Below are 23,355 nucleotides of genomic sequence, written 5' to 3'. Positions count from 1 at the left end.
CGGGGAGAACCAGCTCGGCTAAGGAGAATCAATGATTCAGCAGGAAACGCGGCTTCATGTCGCCGACAACACGGGTGCCAAGGAACTCTTGGCCATCCGAGTGCTCGGCGGATCGAAGCGACGCTATGCCGGCATCGGCGACGTGATCGTCGCCTCCGTCAAGGACGCCATTCCTGGCGGGTCGGTCAAGAAGGGCGACGTGGTCAAGGCCGTCGTCGTCCGCACCGTCAAGGAGCGCCGCCGCGCGGACGGCTCCTACATCAAGTTCGACGAGAACGCCGCCGTCATTCTCGGCTCCGGCCGCGAACCGAAGGGCACTCGTATTTTCGGACCGGTCGGTCGTGAGCTGCGCGACAAGCGCTTCATGAAGATCGTGTCCCTCGCCCCGGAGGTGATCTGAGCATGGTAGCCAAGATCAAGACCGGCGACCTGGTCAAGGTCATCCGCGGCAAGGACCGCGGCAAGGAAGGCACCGTCACCCGCGTGCTGCCGAACGACCGCCTGATCGTCGAAGGTGTGCAGATCGTCAAGAAGCACGTGCGCGCCACCCAGCAGGGTCAGCAGTCCGGCATCGTCTCCACCGAGGCGCCGATCCATCGCTCCAACGTGATGCTGATCGACCCGGAGACCAAGCAGCCGACCCGCGTGGGCGTCATCGTCAAGGAAGAGGCGCGTGACGGCAAGGTCAAGACCGTGCGCGTGCGCTACGCCAAGAAGTCCGGAAAGGAGCTGGCATGACCGATACCATCGAAGCGCCGGCTACCCCGCGCCTGAAGCAGCAGTACCACGAGCAGATCGTGCCCGAGCTCGAGAAGGAGTTCAAGTACTCCAACCCGATGCAGGTCGCGCGTGTCGAGAAGGTCGTCGTCTCCATGGGCGTCGGCGCCGCGGCCCGCGACTCCAAGCTCATCGAGGGCGCCGTCAAGGACCTCACCCTGATCACCGGCCAGAAGCCGAAGATCACCCGTGCGAAGAAGTCCGTCGCGCAGTTCCACCTGCGCGAGGGCCAGGCCATCGGCGCGTACGTCACGCTCCGCGGCGACCGCATGTGGGAGTTCCTCGACCGTCTGCTGACCCTGGCCCTGCCGCGCATCCGCGATTTCCGCGGCATCAACGGCAACCAGTTCGACGGCAACGGCAACTACAACTTCGGCCTCACGGAGCAGTCCATGTTCCACGAGATCGATCCGGATTCGATCGATCACCAGCGCGGCATGGACATCACCGTGGTGACCAGCACCAAGGACGACACCGAGGCCCGCGCGCTGCTCAAGCACCTGGGCTTCCCCTTCAAGGAGAACTGATATGGCAAAAACCGCTCTGAAGAACAAGGCGGCCGCCAAGCCGAAGTTCAAGGTGCGCGCCTACACGCGCTGCCAGGTGTGCGGTCGTCCCCACTCCGTCTACCGCAAGTTCGGCCTGTGCCGCATCTGCCTTCGCGAGAAGGCTCACCGTGGCGAGCTGCCCGGAGTTACGAAGTCCAGTTGGTAAACATCGACGCTGAAGGTCCGCGGCCCGACCCCATACGGATGGGCGAGGGCGGCGGAAACCACGGCGAGAAAGGGCGCTAGCCCACATGACAATGACAGATCCGATCGCAGACATGCTTACGCGTCTGCGTAATGCGAGCGCGGCGAAGCACGAGACCGTGGACATGCCGTACTCGAAGTTCAAGGCGAACATCGCCGAGATCCTCAAGCGTGAAGGCTTCATCAAGGACTTCACCGCCAAGGAGGCTCGCGTCGGCCAGACCCTTGAGATCACGCTCAAGTACGGTCCGAACGGCGAGCGCTCGATCCAGGGCATCAAGCGCATCTCGAAGCCCGGCCTGCGCCGCTACGCGAAGTCCGACGCGCTGCCGATGCCGCTCGGCGGCCTCGGCATCGCCATCATCTCGACGAGCTCGGGACTGCTGACCCAGAAGGAATGCCTCGACCGGGGCATCGGCGGCGAGATCGTCGCCTACGTGTGGTGAGAAAGGAGAGCTGACACATGGCATCGCATATTGGTAAGCTCCCCGTCGCCATCCCGGCCGGCGTGGAGGTCACTATCGAGGGTCAGAACTTCTCGGCCAAGGGCCCGAAGGGCTCCGATTCCTACGTGATCCCCGAGGGCATCACCGGCACCGTCGAGGGCAACGAGATCGTGCTCGTCCCGGCGGACGACCTGCGTCCGACCCGCGCCAAGCACGGCCTGAGCCGTTCGATCATCGCCGGCATGGTCAAGGGCGTGCACGAAGGCTACGCCAAGACCCTGGAGATCGTCGGCACCGGTTACCGCGCCGCGATGAAGGGCAAGGGCATCGAGTTCTCGCTCGGCTATTCGCACACCATCACCGTCGAGCCGCCGGAGGGCATCGAGTTCGAACTGCCGAACCCGAACCAGGTGATCGTCAAGGGCATCGACAAGCAGGCCGTCGGTCAGGTTGCTGCGAACATCCGCAAGCTGCGCGCCCCGGAGCCCTACAAGGGCAAGGGCATCAAGTACGCCGACGAGCGTATCCTGCGCAAGGCTGGAAAGGCTGGTAAGTGATATGACCGTCCGGATTTTCGGTAAGGGCAAGAAGGTCGCGCTGCAGCGCCGCCACGCCCGTCTCCGCAAGCGCATCGCCGGCACCCCGGAGCGTCCGCGCCTGGTGGTGACCCGTTCGAACCGCCACATGGTCGCGCAGGTCGTCGACGACACCAAGGGCATCACCCTGGTCAGCGCCTCGACGATCGCCGATCTGGCCGGCTTCGAGGGCACCAAGGTCGAGGCCTCCCGCAAGGTCGGCGAGCTCATCGCCCAGAAGGCCAAGGATGCCGGCATCACCAAGGTCGTCTTCGACCGCGGTGGCAACAAGTACCATGGTCGCGTCGCAGCCGTTGCTGAGGGCGCCCGCGAGGGAGGTCTGGAGCTGTGAGCGACAACGAGAAGGAAACCCAAGTGGCTGAAGAGACTCAGAACACTCAGGCGCCCACCGAGGACCGCAACGACGACCGTCGTTCGCGTCGCGGACAGCGCGGCGAGGGCCGCCGTGGCGAGCGTCGCAACCGTCGCGAGGAGAACCGCGGCGACGAGCTGCTCGACCGCGTGGTGACCATCAACCGTGTGTCCAAGACCCACAAGGGCGGCCGCACGTTCAGCTTCGCCGCCCTCGTGGTGGTCGGCGACGGCAACGGCACCGTCGGTGTCGGCTACGGCAAGTCCCGTGAGGTCCCGGCGGCCATCGCCAAGGGCCAGCTGGACGCCAAGAAGCACATGTTCACCGTTCCGCGCGTTCGCGGCACCGTCACCCACCCGGTGATCGGTCACGACGCCGCAGGCACCGTCCTGCTGCGCCCCGCGGCCCCCGGCACCGGCGTCATCGCCGGCGGCCCGGTCCGTGCCGTCATGGAGTGCGCCGGCATCACCGACATCCTCACCAAGTCGATGGGCTCGCCCACCGCGGTGAACGTGGTGCGTGCCACCGTCGACGCCCTCAAGCAGCTCGAGGAGCCGGAGGAGATCGCCGCCCGTCGTGGCCTCGCGCTCGACGAGGTCGCCCCGGACTCGCTGCTCCGCGCCCGCGCCCAGGGCATCGCCGAGGCCCGCAAGGCCCGCGAGGAGGCCCAGGCCGCCGCTACCGCAAAGGATGGTGAGTGATGGCACAGCTTAAGGTCACGCTGGTGCACGGCGTGAGCGGCACGAAGCCCGCCCACCGTGCCACCGTCAAGACGCTCGGCCTGCGCAAGATCGGCCAGACCGTCGTGCGCGAGGACACCCCCGCGAACCGCGGACTGGTCAACGCCGTGCGTCACCTGGTCACCGTTGAGGAGGTGGACTGATTATGGCAGCTGAGAACGAACCCACGATTCTCCAGATGCACGACCTCAAGCCCGCTCCGGGTGCCAACAAGGATCGCATCCGCGTTGGCCGCGGTGAGGGCTCCAAGGGCAAGACCGCCGGCCGCGGCGACAAGGGCACCAAGAAGCGCTACCAGGTCCGTCCTGGCTTCGAAGGTGGCCAGCTGCCGCTGTACATGCGTCTGCCGAAGCTTCGCGGCTTCAAGAACCCCTTCAAGAAGGAGTTCCAGGTCGTGAACATCGCGGCTCTCAACGAGCTGTTCCCGAACGGTGGCGAGATCACCGTCGCCGACCTGATCGCCAAGGGCGCCGTCCGCGACGGCTACCCGGTCAAGGTCCTGGGTGACGGCGAGACCACGGCCGCGTTCACGCTCAAGGGCGTGAAGGCCTCCGCCTCCGCCAAGGCCAAGATCGAGGCCGCGGGCGGCTCCGTCTCCGAGGACTGACGTTCCGGACGGGGACACGCCTGTGATATCGACATGATGTGACCCTCCCCGCGCGAGCGGGCGAGGGTCACGTCGCTTTTACCGCACGTTGCGTCTGTCTGGCCGACGGGGCCGGTGGGGGACCGGGGCACGGCCCGCGGACGTTCCAAGGTAGACGCTCTACGCTAGACTCGACGGTTAGAGTCTGTTTGCATCATGCGCCGTTGCGCGCGTCAAGGGAAGGAACCCAAGGTGAGGACGTTAATCCAGGCCTTACGAACCAAGGAACTGAGACACAAGATTCTCTTCGTTCTCGGCATGATCATCATCTACCGCATCGGTTCGTTCATCCCGATTCCGGGGGTCGACTATACGGTGGTGCAGCAGTGCACCAATGAGATGACCAACAATCAGGAGAACTTCATCGGCCTGGTGAACCTGTTCTCGGGCGGCGCCATGCTCCAGCTGTCGATCTTCGCGCTGGGCGTCATGCCGTACATCACCGCGTCGATCGTCATCCAGCTGCTGCGCGTGGTCATCCCGCGCTTCGAGGCCCTGCACAAGGAGGGCCAGTCCGGCGAGGCGAAGCTGACGCAGTACACCCGTTACCTGACCATCGGCCTGGCCGTGCTGCAGTCGACGACGATCATCGTCACCGCCCGCTCGGGCGCGCTGTTCAACTACCAGTGCTCGCAGGTCATCCCCGACGGCTCGCCGTGGAACCTCATCGTCATGGTGCTGATCATGACCGGCGGCACCGGCCTGATCATGTGGATGGCCGAGCTCATCACCGACAAGGGCCTGGGCCAGGGCATGTCCGTGCTCATCTTCATGTCCATCTGCTCGGGCTTCCTGCCGCAGCTGTGGCAGATCGGCTGGGGCACCGACGGCACCGACGGCGACTGGCTCAAGTTCGGCATCGTCGTCGGCGTGCTGACCGTCATCCTGATCTTCGTCGTCTTCGTCGAGCTGTCGCAGCGCCGGATCCCGGTGCAGTACACGCGCCGCATGATCGGCCGCAAGATGTACGGCGGCTCCTCGACCTACCTGCCGCTGAAGATCAACATGAGCGGCGTCATCCCGCCGATCTTCGCCTCGTCGATCCTGGCGATCCCGACGCTGATCGCGCAGTTCGACTCCAGCGCCGGCTGGGCCGAGTGGATCAACGCCAACCTCGCCGACACCACGTCGGTGTGGTACATCGCGCTGTACGCGCTGATGATCGTGTTCTTCTGCTTCTTCTACACGTCGATCACGTTCAACCCCGACGAGACCGCCGACAACATGAAGCAGTACGGCGGCTTCATCCCCGGCATCCGCGCCGGCAGCGCGACCAGCCGCTACCTGAGCTACGTGATGAACCGTCTGAACACCGTCGGCGCGATCTACCTGCTGTTCGTCGCGCTGATCCCGACCGTGCTGATCATGGCGCTCGACCTGAACAGCCAGCTGCCGTTCGGCGGCACCACGATCCTGATCATCGCGGGCGTCGGCCTCGACACGTTGCGCCAGGCCCGCGCCCAGACCGAACAGTTCCAGTACGCCGGATTCCTGTTCGAGAACACCGACCACACCGAGGGCAAGTAACACCAAGGAGAGAACACCATGCGACTGCTGATCATGGGACCGCAGGGCGTCGGCAAGGGCACCCAGGCCGCGCTGCTGAGCGAGCACTACGGCATCCCCGCCATCTCGACCGGCGACATCTTCCGCTACAACCTCAAGAACCAGACCGAGCTCGGCATCCAGGCCCAGGCCTACATGAACCGCGGCGAGCTGGTCCCCGACGAGCTGACCAACATGATCGTCAAGGACCGTCTGGCCATGGACGACGCGAAGAACGGCTGGATCCTCGACGGCTACCCGCGCAACGCGGCCCAGGTCGCCGCACTCGACGAGATGCTCCAGGACCTGGGCACCCCGCTTGACCACGCGGTCGCGCTGGAGGCCGATCGCGAGGTGCTGCTCGAGCGCATGGCCAAGCGCGCCGCCGAGCAGGGCCGCGCCGACGACACGCCGGAGGCGATCGCCAAGCGCCTGGAGACCTACGAGCGCGAGACCGCGCCGCTGCTGGACATCTACGAGAACCGCGGCATGCTGGTCGTGGTCAACGGCGTCGGCGAGATCGACGCGATCAACGCGCGCATCATCGAGCAGCTCGGCGAGTGACCGGGCCACGGTGACGGGCGCCGGCCGCAAGGGATCCGGCGCCCGGCGACGACGGGGGAGACGTATACGACACGCCGAGTGCCGGTACGTCTCCCCTTCCTGTAATATTGCAATTTGGTGTGTCTTCGGATGCACTCACAGTAATCAGCCAAGGAACGGAACGAGGCTCATGGCAAAAGACGGTGTGATTGAAGTCGAAGGACGGGTGGTCGAAGCGCTGCCCAACGCGATGTTCCGCGTTGAACTCGAGAACAAGCACATCGTGCTGGCCACCATCTCCGGCAAGATGCGCAAGAACTACATCCGCATCCTGCCGCAGGATCGGGTGGTGCTGGAGATGAGCCCCTACGATCTGAACCGCGGCCGCATTACGTACCGTTACAAGTAAGGTACATCAGTAAAGGAAAACCATGAAGGTCAGCCCTAGTGTGAAGAGGATCTGCGAGAACTGCCGCGTGATCCGTCGTCACGGCCGCGTCATGGTGATCTGCATCAACCCGCGCCACAAGCAGCGTCAGGGCTGAGCCAGCAGATTTCCAGCGGCATACAGTAGAGGCGCTGAGTCACAGCGGAAACGCTGAACCCCGGGTTCGCAGGCCCGGGCCGGGAGACCGGGCGACTTGGCGCAAGACCTGCGGACAACAGAAGGAATCGCAATGGCACGTCTTGCCGGAGTCGACATCCCCAACGAGAAGCGCATCGAGATCGCGCTCACCTACATCTTCGGTGTGGGCCGCACTCGTGCGAAGGAAACGCTTGCCGCGACCGGTATCAACCCGGACACCCGCGTCAAGGATCTGACGGATGAGCAGCTGATCACGCTGCGTGATTATCTCGAAGGCAACTACAAGATCGAGGGCGATCTGCGTCGTGAGATCGACGCGGACATCCGTCGCAAGATCCAGATCAACTGCTACCAAGGCCAGCGTCACCGCAAGGGACTTCCTGTGCGCGGCCAGCGCACCAAGACCAACGCGCGCACCCGCAAGGGCCCGAAGCGCACGGTCGCCGGAAAGAAGAAGGCCACCAAGTAGTCGGTGGCGTGTTCCGGACCACGGGGCGCACGCCCCATCGCCCGGGACTGTCGAAATAATTCGTCATTAGGAAACGAGGGTCAATGGCAGCGAACAAGCAAGCTGCGCGCAAGCCGCGTCGCCGGGACCGCAAGTCGGTGCCGGTCGGGCAGGCGCACATCAAGTCCACTTTCAACAACACCATCATCTCGATCACCGATCCGTCCGGGGCCGTCGTGTCCTGGGCGTCCGGTGGCGATGTCGGCTTCAAGGGCTCCCGCAAGTCGACGCCGTACGCCGCCGGCATGGCTGCCGAGTCCGCCGCCCGCAAGGCGATGGAGCACGGCCTGAAGAAGGTCGACGTGTTCGTCAAGGGCCCGGGCTCCGGTCGTGAGACCGCGATCCGCTCCCTGCAGTCCGCCGGGCTCGAGGTCGGTTCCATCACCGACGTCACTCCCCAAGCACACAACGGCGTTCGCCCCCCGAAGCGCCGTCGCGTCTGAAGCACTACCACATCCCATCCATCCAACCCGCTTTGACCGGTGAGTGCACCACCGATCAGAAGCTGAAAGGATACATACAGTGCTTATCGCACAGCGTCCGACACTTACCGAGGAATCACTCAATCCTCAGCGCTCCCGTTTCACGATTGAGCCGCTCGAGCCCGGATTCGGCTACACGCTTGGCAACTCGCTGCGCCGCACGCTCCTGAGCTCCATCCCGGGTGCGGCTGTGACGTCGGTGCGTATCTCCGGTGCCCTGCACGAGTTCACCACTCTGCCGGGCGTCGAGGAGGACGTCACCGAGATCCTGCTGAACATCAAGGGCATCGTGCTCACCAGCGAGTACGACGAGCCGGTGGTCGTGTACCTGCGCAAGAGCGGCAAGGGCGAGGCCACCGCCGGTGACATCACGCCGCCCGCGGGCGTCACCATCGCGAACCCGGACCTGCACATCGCCACCCTGGCCGAGGACGGCGAGCTCGAGATCGAGTTCACCGTCGAGCGCGGCCGCGGCTACGTGCCGGCCCAGATGAACAAGCAGGATACCGACGAGATCGGCCGCATCCCGGTCGACTCGATCTACTCCCCGGTGCTCAAGGTGAGCTACAAGGTCGAGGCCACCCGTGTGGAACAGCGCACGGACTTCGACAAGCTCATCCTGGACGTGGAGACCAAGCCCGCCATTTCGCCGCGCGACGCGGTGGCTTCCGCAGGTTCGACGCTGGTCGAGCTCTTCGGCCTGTGCCGTGAGCTGAACATCCAGGCGGAAGGCGTCGAGGTCGGCCCGGCTCCCGTGGCCGAGGAGACCAATCCGGAGATGGCGGTCCCGATCGAGGACCTCAACCTCACGCAGCGCAGCTACAACTGCCTCAAGCGCGAGGGCATCCACACGATCGGCGAGCTCGTCTCCCATACCGAGCAGGACCTGCTCGACATCCGCAATTTCGGGATGAAGTCGATCGACGAGGTCAAGGAGAAGCTGCAGGCCCTGGGCCTGTCGCTCAAGGCCTCGCCGCTGGGCTTCGACACCAACAACCTCGAAGGTGGCACGTTCTTCTCGCCCGAGGACGAGTGACGACCAGCTTCACCATGACCGCTTCGGGGTTCGGATGTTCGGGCATATGCCCACCTGAGCCCCGGGGCAATAAGGAGTAACTGAACCATGCCTACACCCAAGAAGGGCCCGCGTCTGGCCTCCAGCCCGGCGCACGAGCGCCTGATGCTCGCCAACATGGCGACCAGCCTGTTCCAGCACGGCCGCATCACCACCACGCTGCCGCGCGCCAAGCGCCTGCGCCCGCTCGCCGAGCGCCTGATCACCTTCGCGAAGCGCGGCGACCTGCACTCCCGCCGTCGCGTGATGCGCGTCATCCGCAACAAGTCGGTCGTGCACGTGCTGTTCACCCAGATCGCCGAGCAGATGGAGCAGCGTGAGGGCGGCTACACCCGCATCATCAAGATCGCGCCGCGCAAGGGCGACTCCGCCCCCGCCGCCATCATCGAGCTGGTGACCGAGCCGGTCAGCCCGAAGAAGGCCGTCGTCAAGGAGGCCGAGGCCGCCGCCAAGGTCGCCGCCGAGGACGAGACCCCGGCCGTGACCGAGGAGACCGCAGCCGAGACCCCGGCCGAGGAGACCGTCGAGGCCGCCGAGGCTGAGGCGCCGGCCGAGACCGAGGCTCCCGCCGAGGAGGCCGAGAAGGCCGAGTGAGTCCGGCTCGTCGGCGAGCCCGACTGAGACGCACCGTGACCGTAGGGCCGGATCCGACAAGGGTCCGGCCCTACGTCGTATCCGGGTGCCGTGTTCAAGTCTCGTGTCCGGACGGCGTGCCCGGGTCTTGTATTCAGGCACCGTGTTCGGCGCCGGAACCGCGGTCGGAGCGAGCGCGCCCGGCGTCATGTCAAGGAGGACGTTCCTGCGCCGGCAGTCCCCAAGCGACGGCCGCGGCCGCGCCGCCGCGGGTATGGGATAATGATGGGGCCGCGCCGGCCGGACCGCCGCGGCGCCGCGACGGCCGCGGAGCATGGCCGAGGAAAGGGGATCGACGGTGAGACTGCGCATCGACCTGGCCTACGACGGCGGGGCGTTCTACGGATGGGCCAGGCAGCCGCGCCTGCGCACCGTGCAGGGGGAGCTCGAGCGCGCGCTGCACATGGTGCTGCGCGTGCCCGACGGCGACGCCGACGAGCCGCTGCGGCTCACGGTGGCCGGGCGCACCGACACCGGCGTGCACGCCGCCCATCAGGTCTGCCATCTGGACGTGGGGGAGCCGACCCTCGAACGCTGCGTCGGGCACATGGCGGTGCCGGCCGTCGAGGCGCTGCGCCGGCGGCTGTCGCGCGCGCTGCCGCCCGACATCGCGATCCACGGCATCGCCCCGGCGCCCGAGGGCTTCGACGCGCGCTTCTCGGCCCTCGAACGCACCTACGTGTACCGCATCAGCGACGCCGCCCGCCCGGTCGACCCCCGGACGCGCGGCTTCGTGCTCGCGCTCGGCGACCGGCTCGACGTCGAGGCGATGAACGCGGCCGCGGCGATGACCCTCGGCCTGCACGACTTCGGGTCCTTCGCCACGCCGAACCCCGGCGGCACGACGATCCGCGAGGTCAAGCACGCTCGGTGGACCCGCATCCCGGACGCCCCGCTCGTGCCCGCGGCCGAGTCGCGCGGGGAGGGCTACGCGACGCCCGCGGCCGAGTCCGGCCTGCTGTGCTTCACCATCGTGGCCGACGCGTTCGCGCGCAACATGGTCCGCTCGCTGGTCAACGCCTGCGTCAAGGTGGGGCAGGGCCGCAGGACGGTCGAGTGGTTCGCCGGCAAGATGGCCGAACCGCTGCGCGAGGGGTCGACCGGGCCGATCGCCCCGCAGGGCCTGACGCTCGAGCACGTCGCCTATCCGCCGGACGACGGGCTGGCCGCGCGCGCCGAGGCCATCCGCGCCAGGCGCACGCTGTAGGCCCGCAGCAGGCCGGCGCCCGGCCCCATCGCCCGTGCGGCCGGCCGGACGGCGCCATCGTGCCGCCGCCGCGTCTGCGGCGGGGCGTCCGCAATCCCGCGCCCGTCATCCCCGTCCGTCATCTGCCGGAAACACGGCCCGCATCCCGCCGAAACGGGACCGCGGTACAGTGCCGTACCGACGGCCGCGCCGCAGCGACGCGCCGCGTCGATCGTCCGCAACGGTAAGGAGTCGCGATGGCAGTGGAAACGACGGCACGCAATCTCGCCGCCGAACTGGTGGACCGCCGGGAACTCATCAACCGGGAGCTCAGCCGCAACGGCGTGCGCTTCGGCATCTACCACGACGGCGAATACCACGACCGGCTGTTCCCGTACGACCCGATCCCGCGCGTCATCGAGTCCGACGAGTACGACCGGCTGGAGGCCGGGCTCAAGCAGCGCGTCGACGCGCTCAACGCCTTCCTGAGGGACATCTACTCCGACAAGCGCATCATCGCGGACGGCGTCATCCCCGAGGAGTTCGTGTACACCTCGGCCGGTTACCTGCCGCAGGTCAACGGCGTCGCCCCGCCCGGCGGCGTGTTCGCGCACATCGCCGGCGAGGACCTCGTGCAGGGGCAGGACGGCCGCTGGTGGGTGCTCGAGGACAACCTGCGCATCCCCTCCGGGGCCAGCTACCCGCTGTTCGCCCGCGAGATCGAGCGGCGCATCAGCCCGCGGCTGTTCCGCGACGTCCGCGTGCGCGACAACCGCGACTACCCGCGGCTGCTGCGCAAGACGATGGACTTCGTCGCCACGGACGGGCTCGCCGTCGTGCTCAGCCCGGGCCGGTACAACTCCGCGTTCTTCGAGCACGCGTACCTGGCCGAGCAGACGGGCGCCGAACTGGCGTTCCCCGAGGACCTGGAGGTCGTGGACAGCAAGCTGTTCCTGCGCGACTACTCCGGCGCACGGCACCGCGTCGGCGTGGTCTACCGGCGTCTGGCGGACGACTACCTGGACCCGTTCGCGTTCAACCCCGATTCGGTGATCGGCGTGCCGGGCCTGCTGGGCGCCTACCGCGCCGGCAACGTCGCGATCGTGAACGCGCCGGGCAACGGCGTGGCCGACGACAAGGCCGTGTACTACTTCGTGCCCGCGATGGTGCGGTATTACCTCGGCGAGGAGCCGCTGCTCGACAACGCGCCGACGTACATGCCGCTGTTCGAGGCGGACCGGCGGACCGTGCTCGACCGGCTCGGCGAGCTGGTGGTCAAGGACGTCGCGGAGGCCGGCGGGTACGGCGTCGTGTTCGGCTCGTCGCTCGACCGCCGCGGCCGCGAGGAGCTGGCCGGGCGCATCATGGCCGAGCCCCGCCGGTTCATCGCGCAGGAGGTCATCGAGTTCCGCGACATCGACGTGCTCGACCCGCAAACCGGCGAGCTCGGCCCGCGCAAGTGCGACCTGCGCGCGTTCGTGCTCAGCGGCAGGAACACGCACGTGTGGTATTCGGGGCTGACCCGGTACTCGTCGGTGCCCGGCCAGATGATCGTCAACTCCTCGCAGGGCGGCGGCTTCAAGGACACGTGGGTGCTGGCGCCGCCCGAGGGCGTCGCGCACGACGACCGGCCGGGCGGCGTGATCAACGTGATGAGCCAGTCGCGGCACCACGGCCTGGCGCTGGTGACCGCGTCGAAGGCGGAGAACCTGTACTGGCTGGGGCGCTACACCGAGCGCGTGTTCACCACGCTGGGGCAGTTCTTCCCGTTCTACGACCGCGTGATGGACACGGACGTGGACGCGTTCCGCCCGTTCGCCCGCGCGCTCGACCTGCCCGGCGACTTCGAGGACTTCGACGCGTTCGTGGACAGCTTCCTGTACGACGAGTCCAACCCCGATTCGGTGCGCAGCGCGATCGTCGCGGCGTTCCGCAACGCCGTGATCCTGCGGCCGGAGATCAGCTCGCGGCTGCTGCAGTACATCGAGCTGGCGATGGGCAAGATCGTGCGCGCCGCCAGCCACGGCGACGCGTCCCGCGACGTGTACGCCCAGCGCGACATCACCGACAACATGCTCGCGTTCTGGGGCGGCATCGAGAACTCGCCGGCCGAGCCGACGCTGAAGTCGCTGCTGTTCGTCGGCAAGTACATCGAACGCGTCGACCTGTACACGCGGCTGGGGCTGTCGCGCGAGGAGCTCGACGCGCCGATGCGCAAGCTGGAGACGTACCTGGCGCCGCTGCACGGCGACCCGCTGCCGCAGTGCTACGCCGACGGCATGCGCTGGCTGGCCGACAGGCTGCCGGACCGGGGCCGGGCCGACGTCGCGGACCGGCTGCGGGCCCTGCTCGGCGGGTTCGAGGTCGCCGCCGCGGACGGCGGGCAGGACGGCGGGCTGAGCGCGATGGACATGGACGCGGCCCGGCCGTGATGCGCCGGCCGGCGGCGCGGCGGCGATGCCGGACCGCCGGAGCGTGCGGCGCCCGACACGCATGTGGGGCCGGCCGTGACGGATCGGGGCCTCGGGACCGGACCGCCGGCGTGCGCGGCGTCCGCCCGGCGGTGCCCGCGGCGTCGGATCGCGGGCGTGGACGGCGGTTTGCGAAGACGCGCATGGGTTCATAAGGTTGTGGGCGGGGCGTGCGCACGGGCGCCCCGCGACGCGCGGAGGCATGGGAGACGGCGTGAGGAAACTGAAGTTCGACTACGAGATGAGGCTGACGTTCAGCGCCCCGGTCAGCGATCACCGGTTCCAGCTGCGCTGCGTGCCCGCGACCGGGCCGCGCCAGCAGATCGTCGACGTCGAGGTGGGGCTGGAGCCGGACGTCGAGCCGGAGCGCGCGGTGGACTCCTTCGACTCCATCGTGCTCACCGGCCTGATCCCGCAGCCGCACGACGCGTTCGGATACACCGTCACCGGCATCGCGTTCGTGGACACCGCGCATGTCAGGCCGGAGCCGTACAAGCCGTTGTACCGCTTCAACACGCCGCTGACCACGCCGGGCGACGCCGTCGGCGCGCTGATCCGCGCATGCAGCGCCCGGCTGGACGCGCTGGGGGCCGACGTCACCGACGTCGACCGGGCGCGCGAGGTCATGCACGAGGTGTACGCGGCGTTCACGTACGCGCCCGGGGCCACGACGATCCGCACCACGGCGGAGCAGGCGATGGCCCAGCGGCGCGGGGTGTGCCAGGACTACGCGCACGTCATGCTGGCGGCGTGCCGGTCCCTGGGGCTGACCGCGCGCTACATCGCGGGGCTGCTGTGCGGCGAGGGCGCCACGCACGCCTGGGTGGAGGTGTACCACGGCGGCCGGTGGATCGGCCTCGACCCGACGCACGACCGCATGGTCGACGACACCTACATCACGCTGGCCCACGGGCGCGACTACCGCGACTGCATGCTGGACATCGGCATCTTCTCGTCCCCGGGGACGGTCGAACAGCGGCAGTGGGTCAACGCCTCGGTCCACGAGCTTCAGGTGTGACCGGGCGGTCGGCGGGTCGGGCCGGGCAGTCGGACGGCATGATCGGGCCGACGGGCGGGAGGCGAGCACCGGTGGGGCGATGCCGGACCGTTGCCGGCGTGCGGGCCCGGGCCTTCAACCCGGCGCCGGGGCGCCCGCCTTCGCGGACGGGGGCTGATACGGGCTGACGGGGGCGACGGGGCGCGTCGCATACGAAAAACCCGTACCGAGCCAGCTCGGTACGGGCGATGGCGGATGAGGCGAGATTCGAACTCGCGGAGGGGTTCGCCCTCACACGCTTTCGAGGCGTGCTCCTTAGACCGCTCGGACACTCATCCATAGGTTGCACAAGCAACTTGTCCATTATGCCATAAGTTTTCGATGCGTCAAACCGCGTGTTTCGCGCGTGCCGCCCGGCCCGGGCGCCGCCGTCAGCCCGCGTCCTGCGCGAACAGCGCCTCGTCGAACATCGGGTAGCCGGAGCGGAACGCCTGGTACGCATGAGAGGCCGCCAGCGCCGCGTAGCCGCGCAGCGCCGCGATTCGTGCCGCCTCGGCGAGCCCGTCGGCGTCATCGGCGGCGCTTCCGGTGCCGGCGACGGCGTCGGTACCGCCGACCTCCGTACCGGCGTCACCATCAGCCCCATTGCCGGTTGCGCCTGCGTCGCCGGTGCCGCCAACGGTCCCGCCGTCGTCGGCACTGGCGACGGCATCGGCATCCGCATCAGCGTCGGTCGCATCGGCATCGGCGCCGCCGTCGGCCTCCGCGTCGCCCGCGGCGGCGACCAGCGAGCGCGCGCAGTCCATCTCGACGACGGCGAGGGTCGACGCGCGCAGTCCGTTGGCCGCGTCGACGGCGGCGTCCGGGGAGGCCAGGATCGCGGCGACGTCATAGACCTTGAGCCGCGCGTCCTCGTCGGACAGCGACGCCAGCAGTTCGGCGGCGGCCTTGTGCCGGTCGCTCAGCGTCAGCGACGCGCCGGCGGCGCCCCGCGCGGCCAGCACCTCGACGGCGAATCCGGCGCGGTCCTCGGCCAGCGCGGCCCCGGCCGCGTCGATCCGCGCCGACAGCCCGGCGAGGTCGGTGTCCGCGTCCATCGCCGCGGCCTCGACCGTATCGTCCCAATCGCCCGGCTCGACGCCCCAGCGCCCGCCCAGCACGACGGCGCGCGCCGCGGCCTTGGCCGCGCGCAGCACGCCCTCGTCGAAGCGCGTCGGGCAGTTGGCCGCCACGTCGAGCCACTCGCCCCATGCGGCGCGCAGCGCGTGGTAGCGCAGCAGGGCGGGGGCCGCGGAATCGGCCGTCGCGTCGTGGCCGAGCGCCGCGTACAGCGCGTTTTCGCACGGGCTGGGCTCCTGCTCGGCCTCGGCACGCCCGTCGATGCGTGGCGGCGAGCACGCCGACAGCGCGAGGGCGGTGCCGGCGACCGCCGCCGCAAGCCTCAGTAAGCCGCCGGCGGAACACGCGGATCCGCGAGTCTGACGTGTCTGCATAAGCCTTTACACTAGTATCCGACTGTGACCATTTGGGCTAAGCGCTCGGACATAACTTCATAGGAGGTCTTGAAGATGGAACTGGACCTGAACGGAATGCATCAGCTTGCCGCTGAGCAGGGAATCGACCCCGAGACGCTGGATGCCGCTCTTGCGGAGGCCTTGCGCCTCGCCTACATGAAAACGCCGCATGCCGCGAAGCATGCGCGGATCGAGCTCGACGACCGGGCCGGCACCTTCACGGTGTGGGCCCGGGACGAGATCCCGGTCGAGCCGACCGAGGAGGACCCGCACCCGGCCCCGCGGCTCGGCGAGGAATACGACGACACCCCGCGCGACTTCGGCCGCCTCGCCGCCTCGACCGCGCGCCAGGTGATCTCCCAGCTGTTCCGCAAGGCCGAGGACGACAAGATCTTCGGCGCGTTCTCCGGCCAGAAGGGCAAGCTGATCACCGGCGTGGTGCAGCAGGACGCCAAGGACACGGCGAACGTGCACATCGCGGTCGGCGACGTCGAGGCCATCCTGCCGCGCCGCGAGCAGGTGCCGGGCGAGCGCTACCGCCACGGCGAGCGTCTGCGCGTGTACGTGGTGAACGTGGCCCGCGGCCTGAAGGGCCCGGAGATCATCGTCTCGCGCTCGCACCCGGAGCTGGTGCGCCGCCTGTTCGAGCGCGAGGTCCCGGAGCTGGTCTCCGGCGCGGTCTCGATCATGGCGATCGCCCGCGAGGCCGGCGCCCGCACCAAGATCGCGGTGCGCGCCAACACCGACGGCGTGAACCCCAAGGGCGCGCTGATCGGCCCCGGCGGCGCCCGCGTGCGCGCGGTGATGGAGAACCTCGGCCCGGAGAAGATCGACATCGTCGACTGGTCGGCCGACCCGGCGAAGTTCGTCGCGGCCGCGCTGTCGCCGGCCGTGGCGACCGGCGTGAAGGTGATCAGCGAGAAGAACAAGACCGCCGTCGCCTTCATCCACGACGACCAGCTGTCGCTGGCGATCGGCAAGGAGGGGCAGAACGCCCGCCTGGCCGCCAAGCTCACCGGCTGGAAGATCGGCATCGAGTCCGCCGAGGCGCACCAGCGCGAGGAGCGCGAGGAGCGGCACGAGGCGTAGTCCCCCGGCGGGGCGGTTTCCGGCGAACTCGCGGACCGCGCCACATCCACAGCCGCGAGTATGCTGGACTGCGGTATTCCGAGCGCCGGCCACCCATGCCTGCGCCACGGTACAGAACGAGGTAATCACGAACATGGTCGAACGATGAGACAGGGTAAGCTCGCCGTCACCGAAGAGTGACCGTGCAGTCATATGCGCGGTCGCAGAATAGGAGAGAATGAGTGCCGAAAGCACGCGTATATGATCTGGCCAAGGAATTTGGCGTCGACAGCAAGACCGTCCTTGAGAAGCTCAAGGAGATGGGAGAGTTCGTCAAGTCGGCGTCCTCGACCGTGGAGCCCCCGGTCGCGCGCCGCCTGAGGGCGGCGTTCCCCAAGCAGGGGGAGGGGCAGCCCGAGCCGCAGCAGAAGAAGCCCGCGCCCAAGCGCGAGGCCCCGACGCCGGGCGCGCATCACGCCGGCGGGCACGGCAACGCCCCGAAGCCCGGCGCGCCGAAGAGCGAATCGTCCAGGCCGACCCCGGCCCCCAAGCCCGGCCAGCAGGCCCCGAAGCCGGGCGCCGGCCGCGGCCAGCAGCCCGCCTCCGGCCATGCCCAGTCGCAGGGCCGTCCGGGCGGCCACGGCCAGCCGACGCCGAAGCCGTCCCAGCAGCGTTCCGCGCAGCCGAAGCCGGGCGCGCGCCCGCAGGGCTCCCGCCAGCAGGGCGGCAGGCCCGGCCGTTCCGGCGCCGCCCCCACGCCGGCCCCGCGTCCGCAGCAGGATTCGTCCGCGCGCTCGCAGACCCCGCGCCCGGGCAACAATCCGTTCAGCCGCAAGCAGGGCATGCACACCCCGACGCCGAGCGACATCCCGCGCCCGCATCCGATGGCGCGCCCGACCGTGGAGAACAGCCGCAACCGCGGCGGTCGTCCGGGCCAGGGCGGCGGCCGCGGCGGGTTCCGCGGTCGTCCAGGCCAGGGCGCCCAGGGCGCCAAGCCGGGGCAGTGGGGCCAGCATCGTCCGGGCCAGGGCGGCGGCAACGGCCGTCCGGCCGGCGGCAACCGCTTCGGCGGCGCCTCGGGCGGCTACCAGGGCGGCTCGAACAGCGGGCCGGCGCGTGGCGGCGGCCGCGGCCGCGGCGGCGCGGCGGGCGCGTTCGGCCGTCAGGGCGGCAAGTCCTCGAAGGCCCGCAAGAACAGGCTCGCGAAGCGTCATGAGTTCCAGGAGATGAAGGCGCCGACGATCGGCGGCGTGCGCATCCCCGCGGGCAACGGCCAGACCATCCGTCTGCGCCAGGGCGCCTCGCTGTCCGACCTGGCCGAGAAGATCAACGTCAATCCGGCCGCGCTGGTCACCGTGCTGTTCCATCTCGGCGAGATGGCCACGGCCACCCAGTCGCTGGACGAGTCGACGTTCCAGATCCTCGGCGAGGAGATCGGCTGGAACATCAAGATCGTGTCCGCCGAGGAGGAGGACAAGGAGCTGCTGCAGCAGTTCGACATCGACCTGGACGAGGAGCAGCTGCAGGAGGACGAGGACCTCAAGCCGCGTCCGCCGGTGGTCACCGTCATGGGCCATGTCGATCACGGCAAGACCCGACTGCTCGACACGATCCGCCGCACCAACGTCATCGCCGGCGAGGCCGGCGGCATCACCCAGCGCATCGGCGCCTACCAGGTGACGGTGACGCTGGAGGGCGAGGAGCGCCGCATCACCTTCCTCGACACCCCGGGCCACGAGGCGTTCACCGCCATGCGCGCCCGCGGCGCCGAGCTGACCGACGTGGCGATCCTGGTGGTCGCCGCCGACGACGGCGTGATGCCGCAGACCGTCGAGGCGATCAACCACGCGCAGTCGGCGCATGTGCCGATCGTCGTGGCCGTGAACAAGATCGACGTGCCCGGCGCGAACCCCGAGAAGGTGCGCGGCCAGCTCACCGAGTTCGGCCTGGTGCCGGAGGAGTACGGCGGCGACACGATGTTCGTCGACATCTCCGCGAAGCAGGGCACCAACGTCGACAAGCTGCTCGAGGCCGTGCTGCTGACCGCGGACGCCGAGCTCGACCTGCGCGCGAACCCGGACATGGACGCGCGCGGCGCGACCGTCGAGGCCCGACTCGACAAGGGCCGCGGCGCCGTGGCGACCGTGCTGGTCCAGCAGGGCACGCTGCACGTCGGCGACGCGATCGTGGCCGGCACGTCGTACGGCCGCGTCCGCGCGATGCTCGACGAGAACGGCAACCAGATGAAGGCCGCGCTGCCCTCCACCCCGGTGCAGGTGCTCGGCCTGACCTCGGTGCCGACCGCGGGCGACCTGTTCCTGGTGGCCCCGGACGACCGCACCGCGCGTCAGATCGCCGAGAAGCGCCAGGCCACCGAGCGCGCCGCGCAGCTGGCCAAGCGCCGCAAGGTCGTCTCGCTCGAGAGCCTCAAGGAGCAGTTCGCCAAGTCCGAGATCGACATGCTCAACATCGTCATCAAGGGCGATTCGTCCGGTTCGGTCGAGGCGCTCGAGGACTCGCTGATGAAGATCGAGGTGTCCGACGAGGTCGGCATCCAGGTGATCCACCGCGGCGTCGGCGCGATCACCCAGAACGACGTCAACCTCGCGACGGTCGACAAGGCCGTCATCATCGGCTTCAACGTGCGCCCGAACCGCCAGGTGGCGGATCTGGCCGAGCGCGAGGGCGTCGAGATCAAGTACTACTCGGTCATCTACAAGGCGATCGAGGACATCGAGGCGTCGCTCAAGGGCATGCTCAAGCCGGAGTACGAGGAGGTCGTGACCTCCCACTCCGAGATCCGCGAGATCTTCCGCTCCTCCAAGTGGGGCAACATCGCCGGCGTCATGGTGCAGGACGGCATCGTCAAGCGCGGCACCAAGTGCCGCATCCTGCGCAACGGCGTCGCGACGGTCAACGACCTGGAGATCTCCTCGCTGCGTCGCTTCAAGGACGACGTCACCGAGGTCAAGGAGGGCTTCGAGGCCGGCATCAACCTCGGCTCGTTCAACGACATCGAGATCGGCGACGTCATCGAGACCTTCGAGATGCAGGAGGTCGAGCGCAAGTAGCGCCCGCCGCGCCGCGCGACCGTGGCGCCGCAATACGGCAACGCACATCCCGGCCATGCCCGGGGTGTGCGTTGTTCCTGTAGTAAGCAGCATTCCGGCCCGCCCCGCGGGCCTCGACGATAGGACCTTTCCATGGCAGGAACCAATCCCCGCGCCGCGCGCATCGCGGCGCTGATCCAGCGCGTGATCGCCTCCTCGATGGAGACGCATCTGCATGACAAGCGCCTGGCGAACGTGACGATCACCGAGGTGCGCGTCACCAACGATCTGCAGATCGCCAGGGTGTACTGGACCCAGCTCGGCCACTCGGGCAAGGAGCGCGGCGAGCGTCAGCGCGCCAAGGAGGCGCTGGAGCAGGCCAAGGGCCGCCTGCGCTCGCTGGTCGGCACCAAGGCCGGCCTGCGCCTGACCCCGCAGCTGCAGTTCGTCTTCGACGAGGTGCCGGGCGAGGCGCACGAGATCGAGGACATCCTCGCCGTCGCCCGCCGGCGCGACGAGGAGCTGGCCAAGGCGCGCGAGCACGCCGAGTACGCCGGCGAGGCCGACCCGTACCGCCACCCCGAGGAGCGCGACGAGGACGCGGACCGGGATGACGACGCGGACGACGACATGGACGATGACGACGACTGGGACGACCTCGAGGACATCGACCTCGAGGCCACCGCGGCGGCCGAACCGTCCGACGACGATACGTTCGACACGTCCGACGCGGACGACGCCGACGGCCGGGCGGCCGCGCGCGCATGAGCGCCGCCGCCCCGGGCTCCGGCCTGCTGATCGTCGACAAGCCGCAGGGCGTGACCAGCCATGACGTGGTCGCGGCCGTGCGCGGCGTGTTCCACATGAAACGCGTCGGCCACGCCGGCACGCTCGACCCGATGGCCACCGGCGTGCTGGTCGTCGGCTTCGGCAACGCGACCCGGCTGCTCAACGTGATCGTCGACCACGACAAGACCTACGAGGCGACGATCCGGCTCGGCCAGCGCACCACGACCGACGACGCCGACGGCGAGCCGCTGCCCGCCGGGGCCGCCGACGAACCGGGGCCGCGCATCGCCGCGATCACCCCCGAGAGAATCGAGTCCACGATCGCCGAGCGCTTCACCGGCGCCATCGAGCAGGTGCCGAACGCCTACTCGGCCATCAAGATCAACGGGCGGCGCGCCTACGACCTCGCCCGCGAGGGCGAGCAGGTCGCGCTCAAGGCCCGACCGGTGAACATCGACGAGTTCGCCGTGCTGGGCGTACGCGCGGGCGAGGCCTGCGCCGCGACCTCCGGCCTGCCGCTGGGGGAGCGCCGCGACGACGGGCCGATGACGCCGGTCATCGACGTCGACGTGCGCGTGAGCTGCTCGGCCGGCACCTACATCCGCGCGCTCGCCCGCGACCTGGGCGAGGCGCTGGGCGTCGGCGGCCACCTGACCAGGCTGCGCCGCACGCGCGTCGGCGGGTACCGGATCGACGACCCGCGCGTGGTCGCCGCGCACGCCGAACAGCGTACGTTCACCAACCGCGAGGGAGGGACCGTGGTGCGCAACCGCGCCGTGCTCGACGGCACGCCGGAACGGCTCGCCGCGTCGGCGCTCTCGCTGGTCGAGGCCGCCCGCGCCGCGATGCCCTGCGTCGCCGTCGACGCCGTACAGGCGCGCGACCTGCGCTTCGGCCGGCGCATCGCGCTGGACCCGGCCGCCGTCGTCCCGCCGGGGACGGGGGATCCGACGGCCGGCGACGCCCCCGCGGCCGGGGCTCCGATGCCGCGGACGGCTCCGGACTCCCGGGATATGGCGCGCGCCGCCGCCGGCGGGGAACGCCCCCGCATCGCGGCGTACGTCCCCGACGCCGACGACCTGGTGGCCGTCGTCGAGCCGTGCGGTCGCGGCATGGCCAAGCCGGTGACCGTGTTCCCCGCGTGATCCGTGGGGCCTTCGGCGGCGACTGCTACAGTTAATCCAGCTTGTGACGAATGAACGATGCGATCGAAGGACGGGTATGGAAGTCATCACGCTGATTCCCGATGAGCAGGGCATGGTCGACTGGCCGGCGCCGAGCATGGACCGCAAATCCGTGGTGACCGTCGGCGTGTTCGACGGCATGCACCGCGGGCATCGCGCGGTGGTCGGCCGCGTCGTGGAGCTGGCCCGGAAGACGGACTCGTTCGCCGTGGTCGTGCTGTTCGACCCCCGGCCCGGCCTGGTGCACCGCTACGCGGCCGCGCACGATGGCGCCGAACCGCCGGCCGGCACCATCGACGCGGACGCGCTGACCGGCGTCGACCAGCGGCTGCGCGTGATGGACGGGCTCGGCGTGGACCGCGTGCTCGTCGTGCGCTACTCGCTGGCGTTCGCCGCCAAATCGTATCGGTTCTTCCTTGGCCAGATGGTCGGCAAGGTCGGCATGCGCACGCTGGTGCTCGGCGCCGACGCCGCGATGGGCAACAACCGCGAGGGCGACGTCGAGGCCATCGCCACGCTTGCGGCGGCCACCGGCGTGTTCGAGCTCGACGTGGTCGACGACCTCGGCCCCGGGTACGTGCGCATCCCCGCCGACGCGACGCCGCAGGCGCCCACCGAGCCGGGCGAGCCGAAGGACCCGACCGAGGGGATGACCAAGGCGCAGCTGCGCGCCTGGAGCAAGCGGCACCAGGGCCGCAAGACCCGCGTGTGGAGCTCGACGAACGTGCGCTACCTGCTGGGGCGGGGCCGCATCGTCGCCGCGAACGAGATCCTCGGGGCGCGGCACGGCGTCGAGGGCGTGGTCGTGCACGGCGAGGAGCGCGGCCGCATGCTCGGCTTCCCGACGGCGAACCTCGGCGGCCGCATCGACGGCTACCTGCCGGTCGACGGCGTGTACGCCGGCTGGCTGGTCGACCTGGGCCCGGCGGCCGCCGACGGCGCCGCAGACAAGGCGGATGCCGCGGACCGCCGGGACCACGGCACGGTCGTGCGCACCGCCGACCACTCCGACATCGCCGCGCGCATGGCCCCGGACTCCGGATACCGCTGGCCGGCCGCGATCTCGATCGGCACCAAGCCGACGTTCAGCGAGCGGACCGGCCTGCACGAGCGCGTCGCCGAGGCGTACGCGATCACCGACGACGGCGCGTGGCTGGACCTGTACGGCCACCGCGTGCGCTTCGAGTTCGTCGGCTTCCTCAACCCGATGGTCCGCTACGACGGTGCCGACGCCCTCGTCGCCGCGCTCAACTCCTACGTGGACCAGACCCGGAGTCTGGTCGGGGCGTAAAGGGCCTGCCCGTCGGTCCTGGCCTGCACATCATCCGCGTCCCCCCATCCACCCCGTCCTCCTGTCCGTCCGCGTGCGACACCCGACCGACGACGCAGCACACACGCAAAAGGCCGCACGCCCC

At 69.2% G+C, this 23,355-nt stretch carries 27 protein-coding genes and 1 tRNA gene; 26 read left to right on the top strand and 2 right to left on the bottom strand.

The genetic code is table 11. The features are described 5' to 3' along the window. Positions 1–31: 31 nt before the first annotated feature. The 21 genes from rplN to KIH73_RS06525 all read left to right on the top strand — a co-directional run bounded on the left by rplN (position 32) and on the right by KIH73_RS06525 (position 14,356). Positions 32–400: a 50S ribosomal protein L14 gene (gene rplN, locus KIH73_RS06625; RefSeq protein WP_219081780.1), complete on the top strand. Its 369-nt coding sequence runs from the start codon at positions 32–34 to the stop codon at positions 398–400. Between the two features lie 2 nt (positions 401–402). Further along, positions 403–738 (top strand): 50S ribosomal protein L24, encoded by a 336-nt coding sequence (rplX, locus tag KIH73_RS06620; protein WP_219081778.1) that lies wholly within the window; start codon positions 403–405, stop codon positions 736–738. Further along, positions 735–1,304 (top strand): 50S ribosomal protein L5, encoded by a 570-nt coding sequence (gene rplE / locus KIH73_RS06615; protein ID WP_219081776.1) that lies wholly within the window; start codon positions 735–737, stop codon positions 1,302–1,304. Before rplX ends, rplE begins: the two co-directional genes overlap by 4 nt. A 1-nt stretch (position 1,305) precedes the next feature. Beyond that, positions 1,306–1,491 carry a type Z 30S ribosomal protein S14 gene (locus KIH73_RS06610; protein WP_003808046.1) on the top strand — a complete coding sequence of 62 codons (186 nt, stop codon included), beginning with the start codon at positions 1,306–1,308 and terminating at the stop codon, positions 1,489–1,491. Positions 1,492–1,576: 85 nt separating this feature from the next. Continuing rightward, complete coding sequence (gene rpsH, locus KIH73_RS06605; protein ID WP_219081773.1) at positions 1,577–1,975, top strand: 30S ribosomal protein S8; 399 nt, start codon at positions 1,577–1,579, stop codon at positions 1,973–1,975. Between the two features lie 17 nt (positions 1,976–1,992). Continuing rightward, positions 1,993–2,532, top strand: a complete 540-nt coding sequence (rplF, locus tag KIH73_RS06600) for a 50S ribosomal protein L6 (RefSeq protein WP_219081772.1) — start codon at positions 1,993–1,995, stop codon at positions 2,530–2,532. 1 nt (position 2,533) lies between these two features. Beyond that, complete coding sequence (rplR, locus tag KIH73_RS06595) at positions 2,534–2,902, top strand: 50S ribosomal protein L18 (RefSeq protein WP_219081770.1); 369 nt, start codon at positions 2,534–2,536, stop codon at positions 2,900–2,902. Then, complete coding sequence (rpsE, locus tag KIH73_RS06590; protein WP_219081768.1) at positions 2,899–3,624, top strand: 30S ribosomal protein S5; 726 nt, start codon at positions 2,899–2,901, stop codon at positions 3,622–3,624. The genes rplR and rpsE overlap by 4 nt, the downstream gene beginning before the upstream one ends. Then, positions 3,624–3,806: a 50S ribosomal protein L30 gene (gene rpmD / locus KIH73_RS06585; protein WP_219081766.1), complete on the top strand. Its 183-nt coding sequence runs from the start codon at positions 3,624–3,626 to the stop codon at positions 3,804–3,806. The genes rpsE and rpmD overlap by 1 nt, the downstream gene beginning before the upstream one ends. Positions 3,807–3,808: 2 nt before the next feature. Then, complete coding sequence (gene rplO / locus KIH73_RS06580) at positions 3,809–4,270, top strand: 50S ribosomal protein L15 (RefSeq protein WP_219081763.1); 462 nt, start codon at positions 3,809–3,811, stop codon at positions 4,268–4,270. A gap of 231 nt (positions 4,271–4,501) precedes the next feature. Continuing rightward, a complete protein-coding gene (gene secY, locus KIH73_RS06575) occupies positions 4,502–5,836 on the top strand; it encodes a preprotein translocase subunit SecY (protein ID WP_219081762.1) in 1,335 nt (444 codons plus the stop codon). An 18-nt stretch (positions 5,837–5,854) separates the two neighbouring features. Further along, the gene (locus KIH73_RS06570; protein ID WP_219081761.1) at positions 5,855–6,418 is read left to right on the top strand and encodes an adenylate kinase; all 564 of its coding nucleotides are present in this window, start codon (positions 5,855–5,857) and stop codon (positions 6,416–6,418) included. Between the two features lie 169 nt (positions 6,419–6,587). Continuing rightward, on the top strand, positions 6,588–6,806 hold the full coding sequence (gene infA / locus KIH73_RS06565) for a translation initiation factor IF-1 (protein WP_004268611.1): 219 nt from the start codon (positions 6,588–6,590) through the stop codon (positions 6,804–6,806). A gap of 22 nt (positions 6,807–6,828) precedes the next feature. Next, on the top strand, positions 6,829–6,942 hold the full coding sequence (gene rpmJ / locus KIH73_RS06560) for a 50S ribosomal protein L36 (protein WP_003842636.1): 114 nt from the start codon (positions 6,829–6,831) through the stop codon (positions 6,940–6,942). A 132-nt stretch (positions 6,943–7,074) separates the two neighbouring features. Further along, positions 7,075–7,452, top strand: coding sequence for a 30S ribosomal protein S13 (gene rpsM, locus KIH73_RS06555; protein ID WP_026641530.1), 378 nt, complete (start codon positions 7,075–7,077; stop codon positions 7,450–7,452). An 83-nt stretch (positions 7,453–7,535) separates the two neighbouring features. Beyond that, complete coding sequence (rpsK, locus tag KIH73_RS06550) at positions 7,536–7,934, top strand: 30S ribosomal protein S11 (protein WP_219081760.1); 399 nt, start codon at positions 7,536–7,538, stop codon at positions 7,932–7,934. A 79-nt stretch (positions 7,935–8,013) separates the two neighbouring features. Further along, entirely contained in the window at positions 8,014–9,009 is a 996-nt protein-coding gene (locus KIH73_RS06545; protein ID WP_219081759.1) for a DNA-directed RNA polymerase subunit alpha, read from the top strand. An 87-nt stretch (positions 9,010–9,096) separates the two neighbouring features. Continuing rightward, positions 9,097–9,642, top strand: a complete 546-nt coding sequence (gene rplQ, locus KIH73_RS06540; protein WP_219081758.1) for a 50S ribosomal protein L17 — start codon at positions 9,097–9,099, stop codon at positions 9,640–9,642. A gap of 313 nt (positions 9,643–9,955) precedes the next feature. Next, the gene (gene truA / locus KIH73_RS06535) at positions 9,956–10,888 is read left to right on the top strand and encodes a tRNA pseudouridine(38-40) synthase TruA (protein ID WP_219081757.1); all 933 of its coding nucleotides are present in this window, start codon (positions 9,956–9,958) and stop codon (positions 10,886–10,888) included. 236 nt (positions 10,889–11,124) lie between these two features. Further along, positions 11,125–13,299: a circularly permuted type 2 ATP-grasp protein gene (locus KIH73_RS06530; RefSeq protein ID WP_219081756.1), complete on the top strand. Its 2,175-nt coding sequence runs from the start codon at positions 11,125–11,127 to the stop codon at positions 13,297–13,299. 253 nt (positions 13,300–13,552) lie between these two features. After that, positions 13,553–14,356, top strand: a complete 804-nt coding sequence (locus KIH73_RS06525) for a transglutaminase family protein (RefSeq protein WP_219081755.1) — start codon at positions 13,553–13,555, stop codon at positions 14,354–14,356. 228 nt (positions 14,357–14,584) lie between these two features. Here KIH73_RS06525 and KIH73_RS06520 read toward each other — a convergent pair. Together KIH73_RS06520 and KIH73_RS06515 are read right to left on the bottom strand one after the other, a co-directional pair. Next, positions 14,585–14,673, bottom strand: a tRNA-Ser gene (locus tag KIH73_RS06520). Between the two features lie 93 nt (positions 14,674–14,766). Beyond that, a complete protein-coding gene (locus tag KIH73_RS06515) occupies positions 14,767–15,828 on the bottom strand; it encodes a hypothetical protein (protein WP_219081754.1) in 1,062 nt (353 codons plus the stop codon). A gap of 75 nt (positions 15,829–15,903) precedes the next feature. Between KIH73_RS06515 and nusA the strand changes: the two genes are divergently transcribed. The 5 genes from nusA to KIH73_RS06490 all read left to right on the top strand — a co-directional run bounded on the left by nusA (position 15,904) and on the right by KIH73_RS06490 (position 23,231). Further along, the gene (gene nusA / locus KIH73_RS06510; protein ID WP_219081752.1) at positions 15,904–16,938 is read left to right on the top strand and encodes a transcription termination factor NusA; all 1,035 of its coding nucleotides are present in this window, start codon (positions 15,904–15,906) and stop codon (positions 16,936–16,938) included. 221 nt (positions 16,939–17,159) lie between these two features. Next, positions 17,160–19,988 carry a translation initiation factor IF-2 gene (gene infB, locus KIH73_RS06505; RefSeq protein ID WP_219081750.1) on the top strand — a complete coding sequence of 943 codons (2,829 nt, stop codon included), beginning with the start codon at positions 17,160–17,162 and terminating at the stop codon, positions 19,986–19,988. A 132-nt stretch (positions 19,989–20,120) separates the two neighbouring features. Continuing rightward, entirely contained in the window at positions 20,121–20,735 is a 615-nt protein-coding gene (rbfA, locus tag KIH73_RS06500; protein ID WP_219081748.1) for a 30S ribosome-binding factor RbfA, read from the top strand. Next, on the top strand, positions 20,732–21,901 hold the full coding sequence (gene truB / locus KIH73_RS06495; protein WP_219081746.1) for a tRNA pseudouridine(55) synthase TruB: 1,170 nt from the start codon (positions 20,732–20,734) through the stop codon (positions 21,899–21,901). The genes rbfA and truB overlap by 4 nt, the downstream gene beginning before the upstream one ends. A 76-nt stretch (positions 21,902–21,977) precedes the next feature. Beyond that, positions 21,978–23,231 carry a riboflavin kinase gene (locus KIH73_RS06490; RefSeq protein WP_219081744.1) on the top strand — a complete coding sequence of 418 codons (1,254 nt, stop codon included), beginning with the start codon at positions 21,978–21,980 and terminating at the stop codon, positions 23,229–23,231. Positions 23,232–23,355: the final 124 nt, after the last annotated feature.

This window comes from Bifidobacterium phasiani, assembly GCF_019331775.1.
Classification (GTDB): domain Bacteria; phylum Actinomycetota; class Actinomycetes; order Actinomycetales; family Bifidobacteriaceae; genus Bifidobacterium; species Bifidobacterium phasiani.
Note: the sequence above shows the minus strand (reverse complement) of the source record. Positions and strands in the feature narration are given on the sequence as shown.

Excerpts from the sequence above, each read along its gene's own strand:
- rplN (WP_219081780.1), top strand. The coding sequence starts at position 32 with ATGATTCAGCAGGAAACGCGGCTTCATGTCGCCGACAACACGGGTGCC.
- rplX (WP_219081778.1), top strand. The coding sequence starts at position 403 with ATGGTAGCCAAGATCAAGACCGGCGACCTGGTCAAGGTCATCCGCGGC.
- rplE (WP_219081776.1), top strand. The coding sequence starts at position 735 with ATGACCGATACCATCGAAGCGCCGGCTACCCCGCGCCTGAAGCAGCAG.
- KIH73_RS06610 (WP_003808046.1), top strand. The coding sequence starts at position 1,306 with ATGGCAAAAACCGCTCTGAAGAACAAGGCGGCCGCCAAGCCGAAGTTC.
- rpsH (WP_219081773.1), top strand. The coding sequence starts at position 1,577 with ATGACAATGACAGATCCGATCGCAGACATGCTTACGCGTCTGCGTAAT.
- rplF (WP_219081772.1), top strand. The coding sequence starts at position 1,993 with ATGGCATCGCATATTGGTAAGCTCCCCGTCGCCATCCCGGCCGGCGTG.
- rplR (WP_219081770.1), top strand. The coding sequence starts at position 2,534 with ATGACCGTCCGGATTTTCGGTAAGGGCAAGAAGGTCGCGCTGCAGCGC.
- rpmD (WP_219081766.1), top strand. The coding sequence starts at position 3,624 with ATGGCACAGCTTAAGGTCACGCTGGTGCACGGCGTGAGCGGCACGAAG.
- rplO (WP_219081763.1), top strand. The coding sequence starts at position 3,809 with ATGGCAGCTGAGAACGAACCCACGATTCTCCAGATGCACGACCTCAAG.
- KIH73_RS06570 (WP_219081761.1), top strand. The coding sequence starts at position 5,855 with ATGCGACTGCTGATCATGGGACCGCAGGGCGTCGGCAAGGGCACCCAG.
- infA (WP_004268611.1), top strand. The coding sequence starts at position 6,588 with ATGGCAAAAGACGGTGTGATTGAAGTCGAAGGACGGGTGGTCGAAGCG.
- rpmJ (WP_003842636.1), top strand. The coding sequence starts at position 6,829 with ATGAAGGTCAGCCCTAGTGTGAAGAGGATCTGCGAGAACTGCCGCGTG.
- rpsM (WP_026641530.1), top strand. The coding sequence starts at position 7,075 with ATGGCACGTCTTGCCGGAGTCGACATCCCCAACGAGAAGCGCATCGAG.
- rpsK (WP_219081760.1), top strand. The coding sequence starts at position 7,536 with ATGGCAGCGAACAAGCAAGCTGCGCGCAAGCCGCGTCGCCGGGACCGC.
- rplQ (WP_219081758.1), top strand. The coding sequence starts at position 9,097 with ATGCCTACACCCAAGAAGGGCCCGCGTCTGGCCTCCAGCCCGGCGCAC.
- truA (WP_219081757.1), top strand. The coding sequence starts at position 9,956 with ATGGCCGAGGAAAGGGGATCGACGGTGAGACTGCGCATCGACCTGGCC.
- KIH73_RS06530 (WP_219081756.1), top strand. The coding sequence starts at position 11,125 with ATGGCAGTGGAAACGACGGCACGCAATCTCGCCGCCGAACTGGTGGAC.
- KIH73_RS06515 (WP_219081754.1), bottom strand. The coding sequence starts at position 15,828 with ATGCAGACACGTCAGACTCGCGGATCCGCGTGTTCCGCCGGCGGCTTA.
- nusA (WP_219081752.1), top strand. The coding sequence starts at position 15,904 with ATGGAACTGGACCTGAACGGAATGCATCAGCTTGCCGCTGAGCAGGGA.
- rbfA (WP_219081748.1), top strand. The coding sequence starts at position 20,121 with ATGGCAGGAACCAATCCCCGCGCCGCGCGCATCGCGGCGCTGATCCAG.
- truB (WP_219081746.1), top strand. The coding sequence starts at position 20,732 with ATGAGCGCCGCCGCCCCGGGCTCCGGCCTGCTGATCGTCGACAAGCCG.
- KIH73_RS06490 (WP_219081744.1), top strand. The coding sequence starts at position 21,978 with ATGGAAGTCATCACGCTGATTCCCGATGAGCAGGGCATGGTCGACTGG.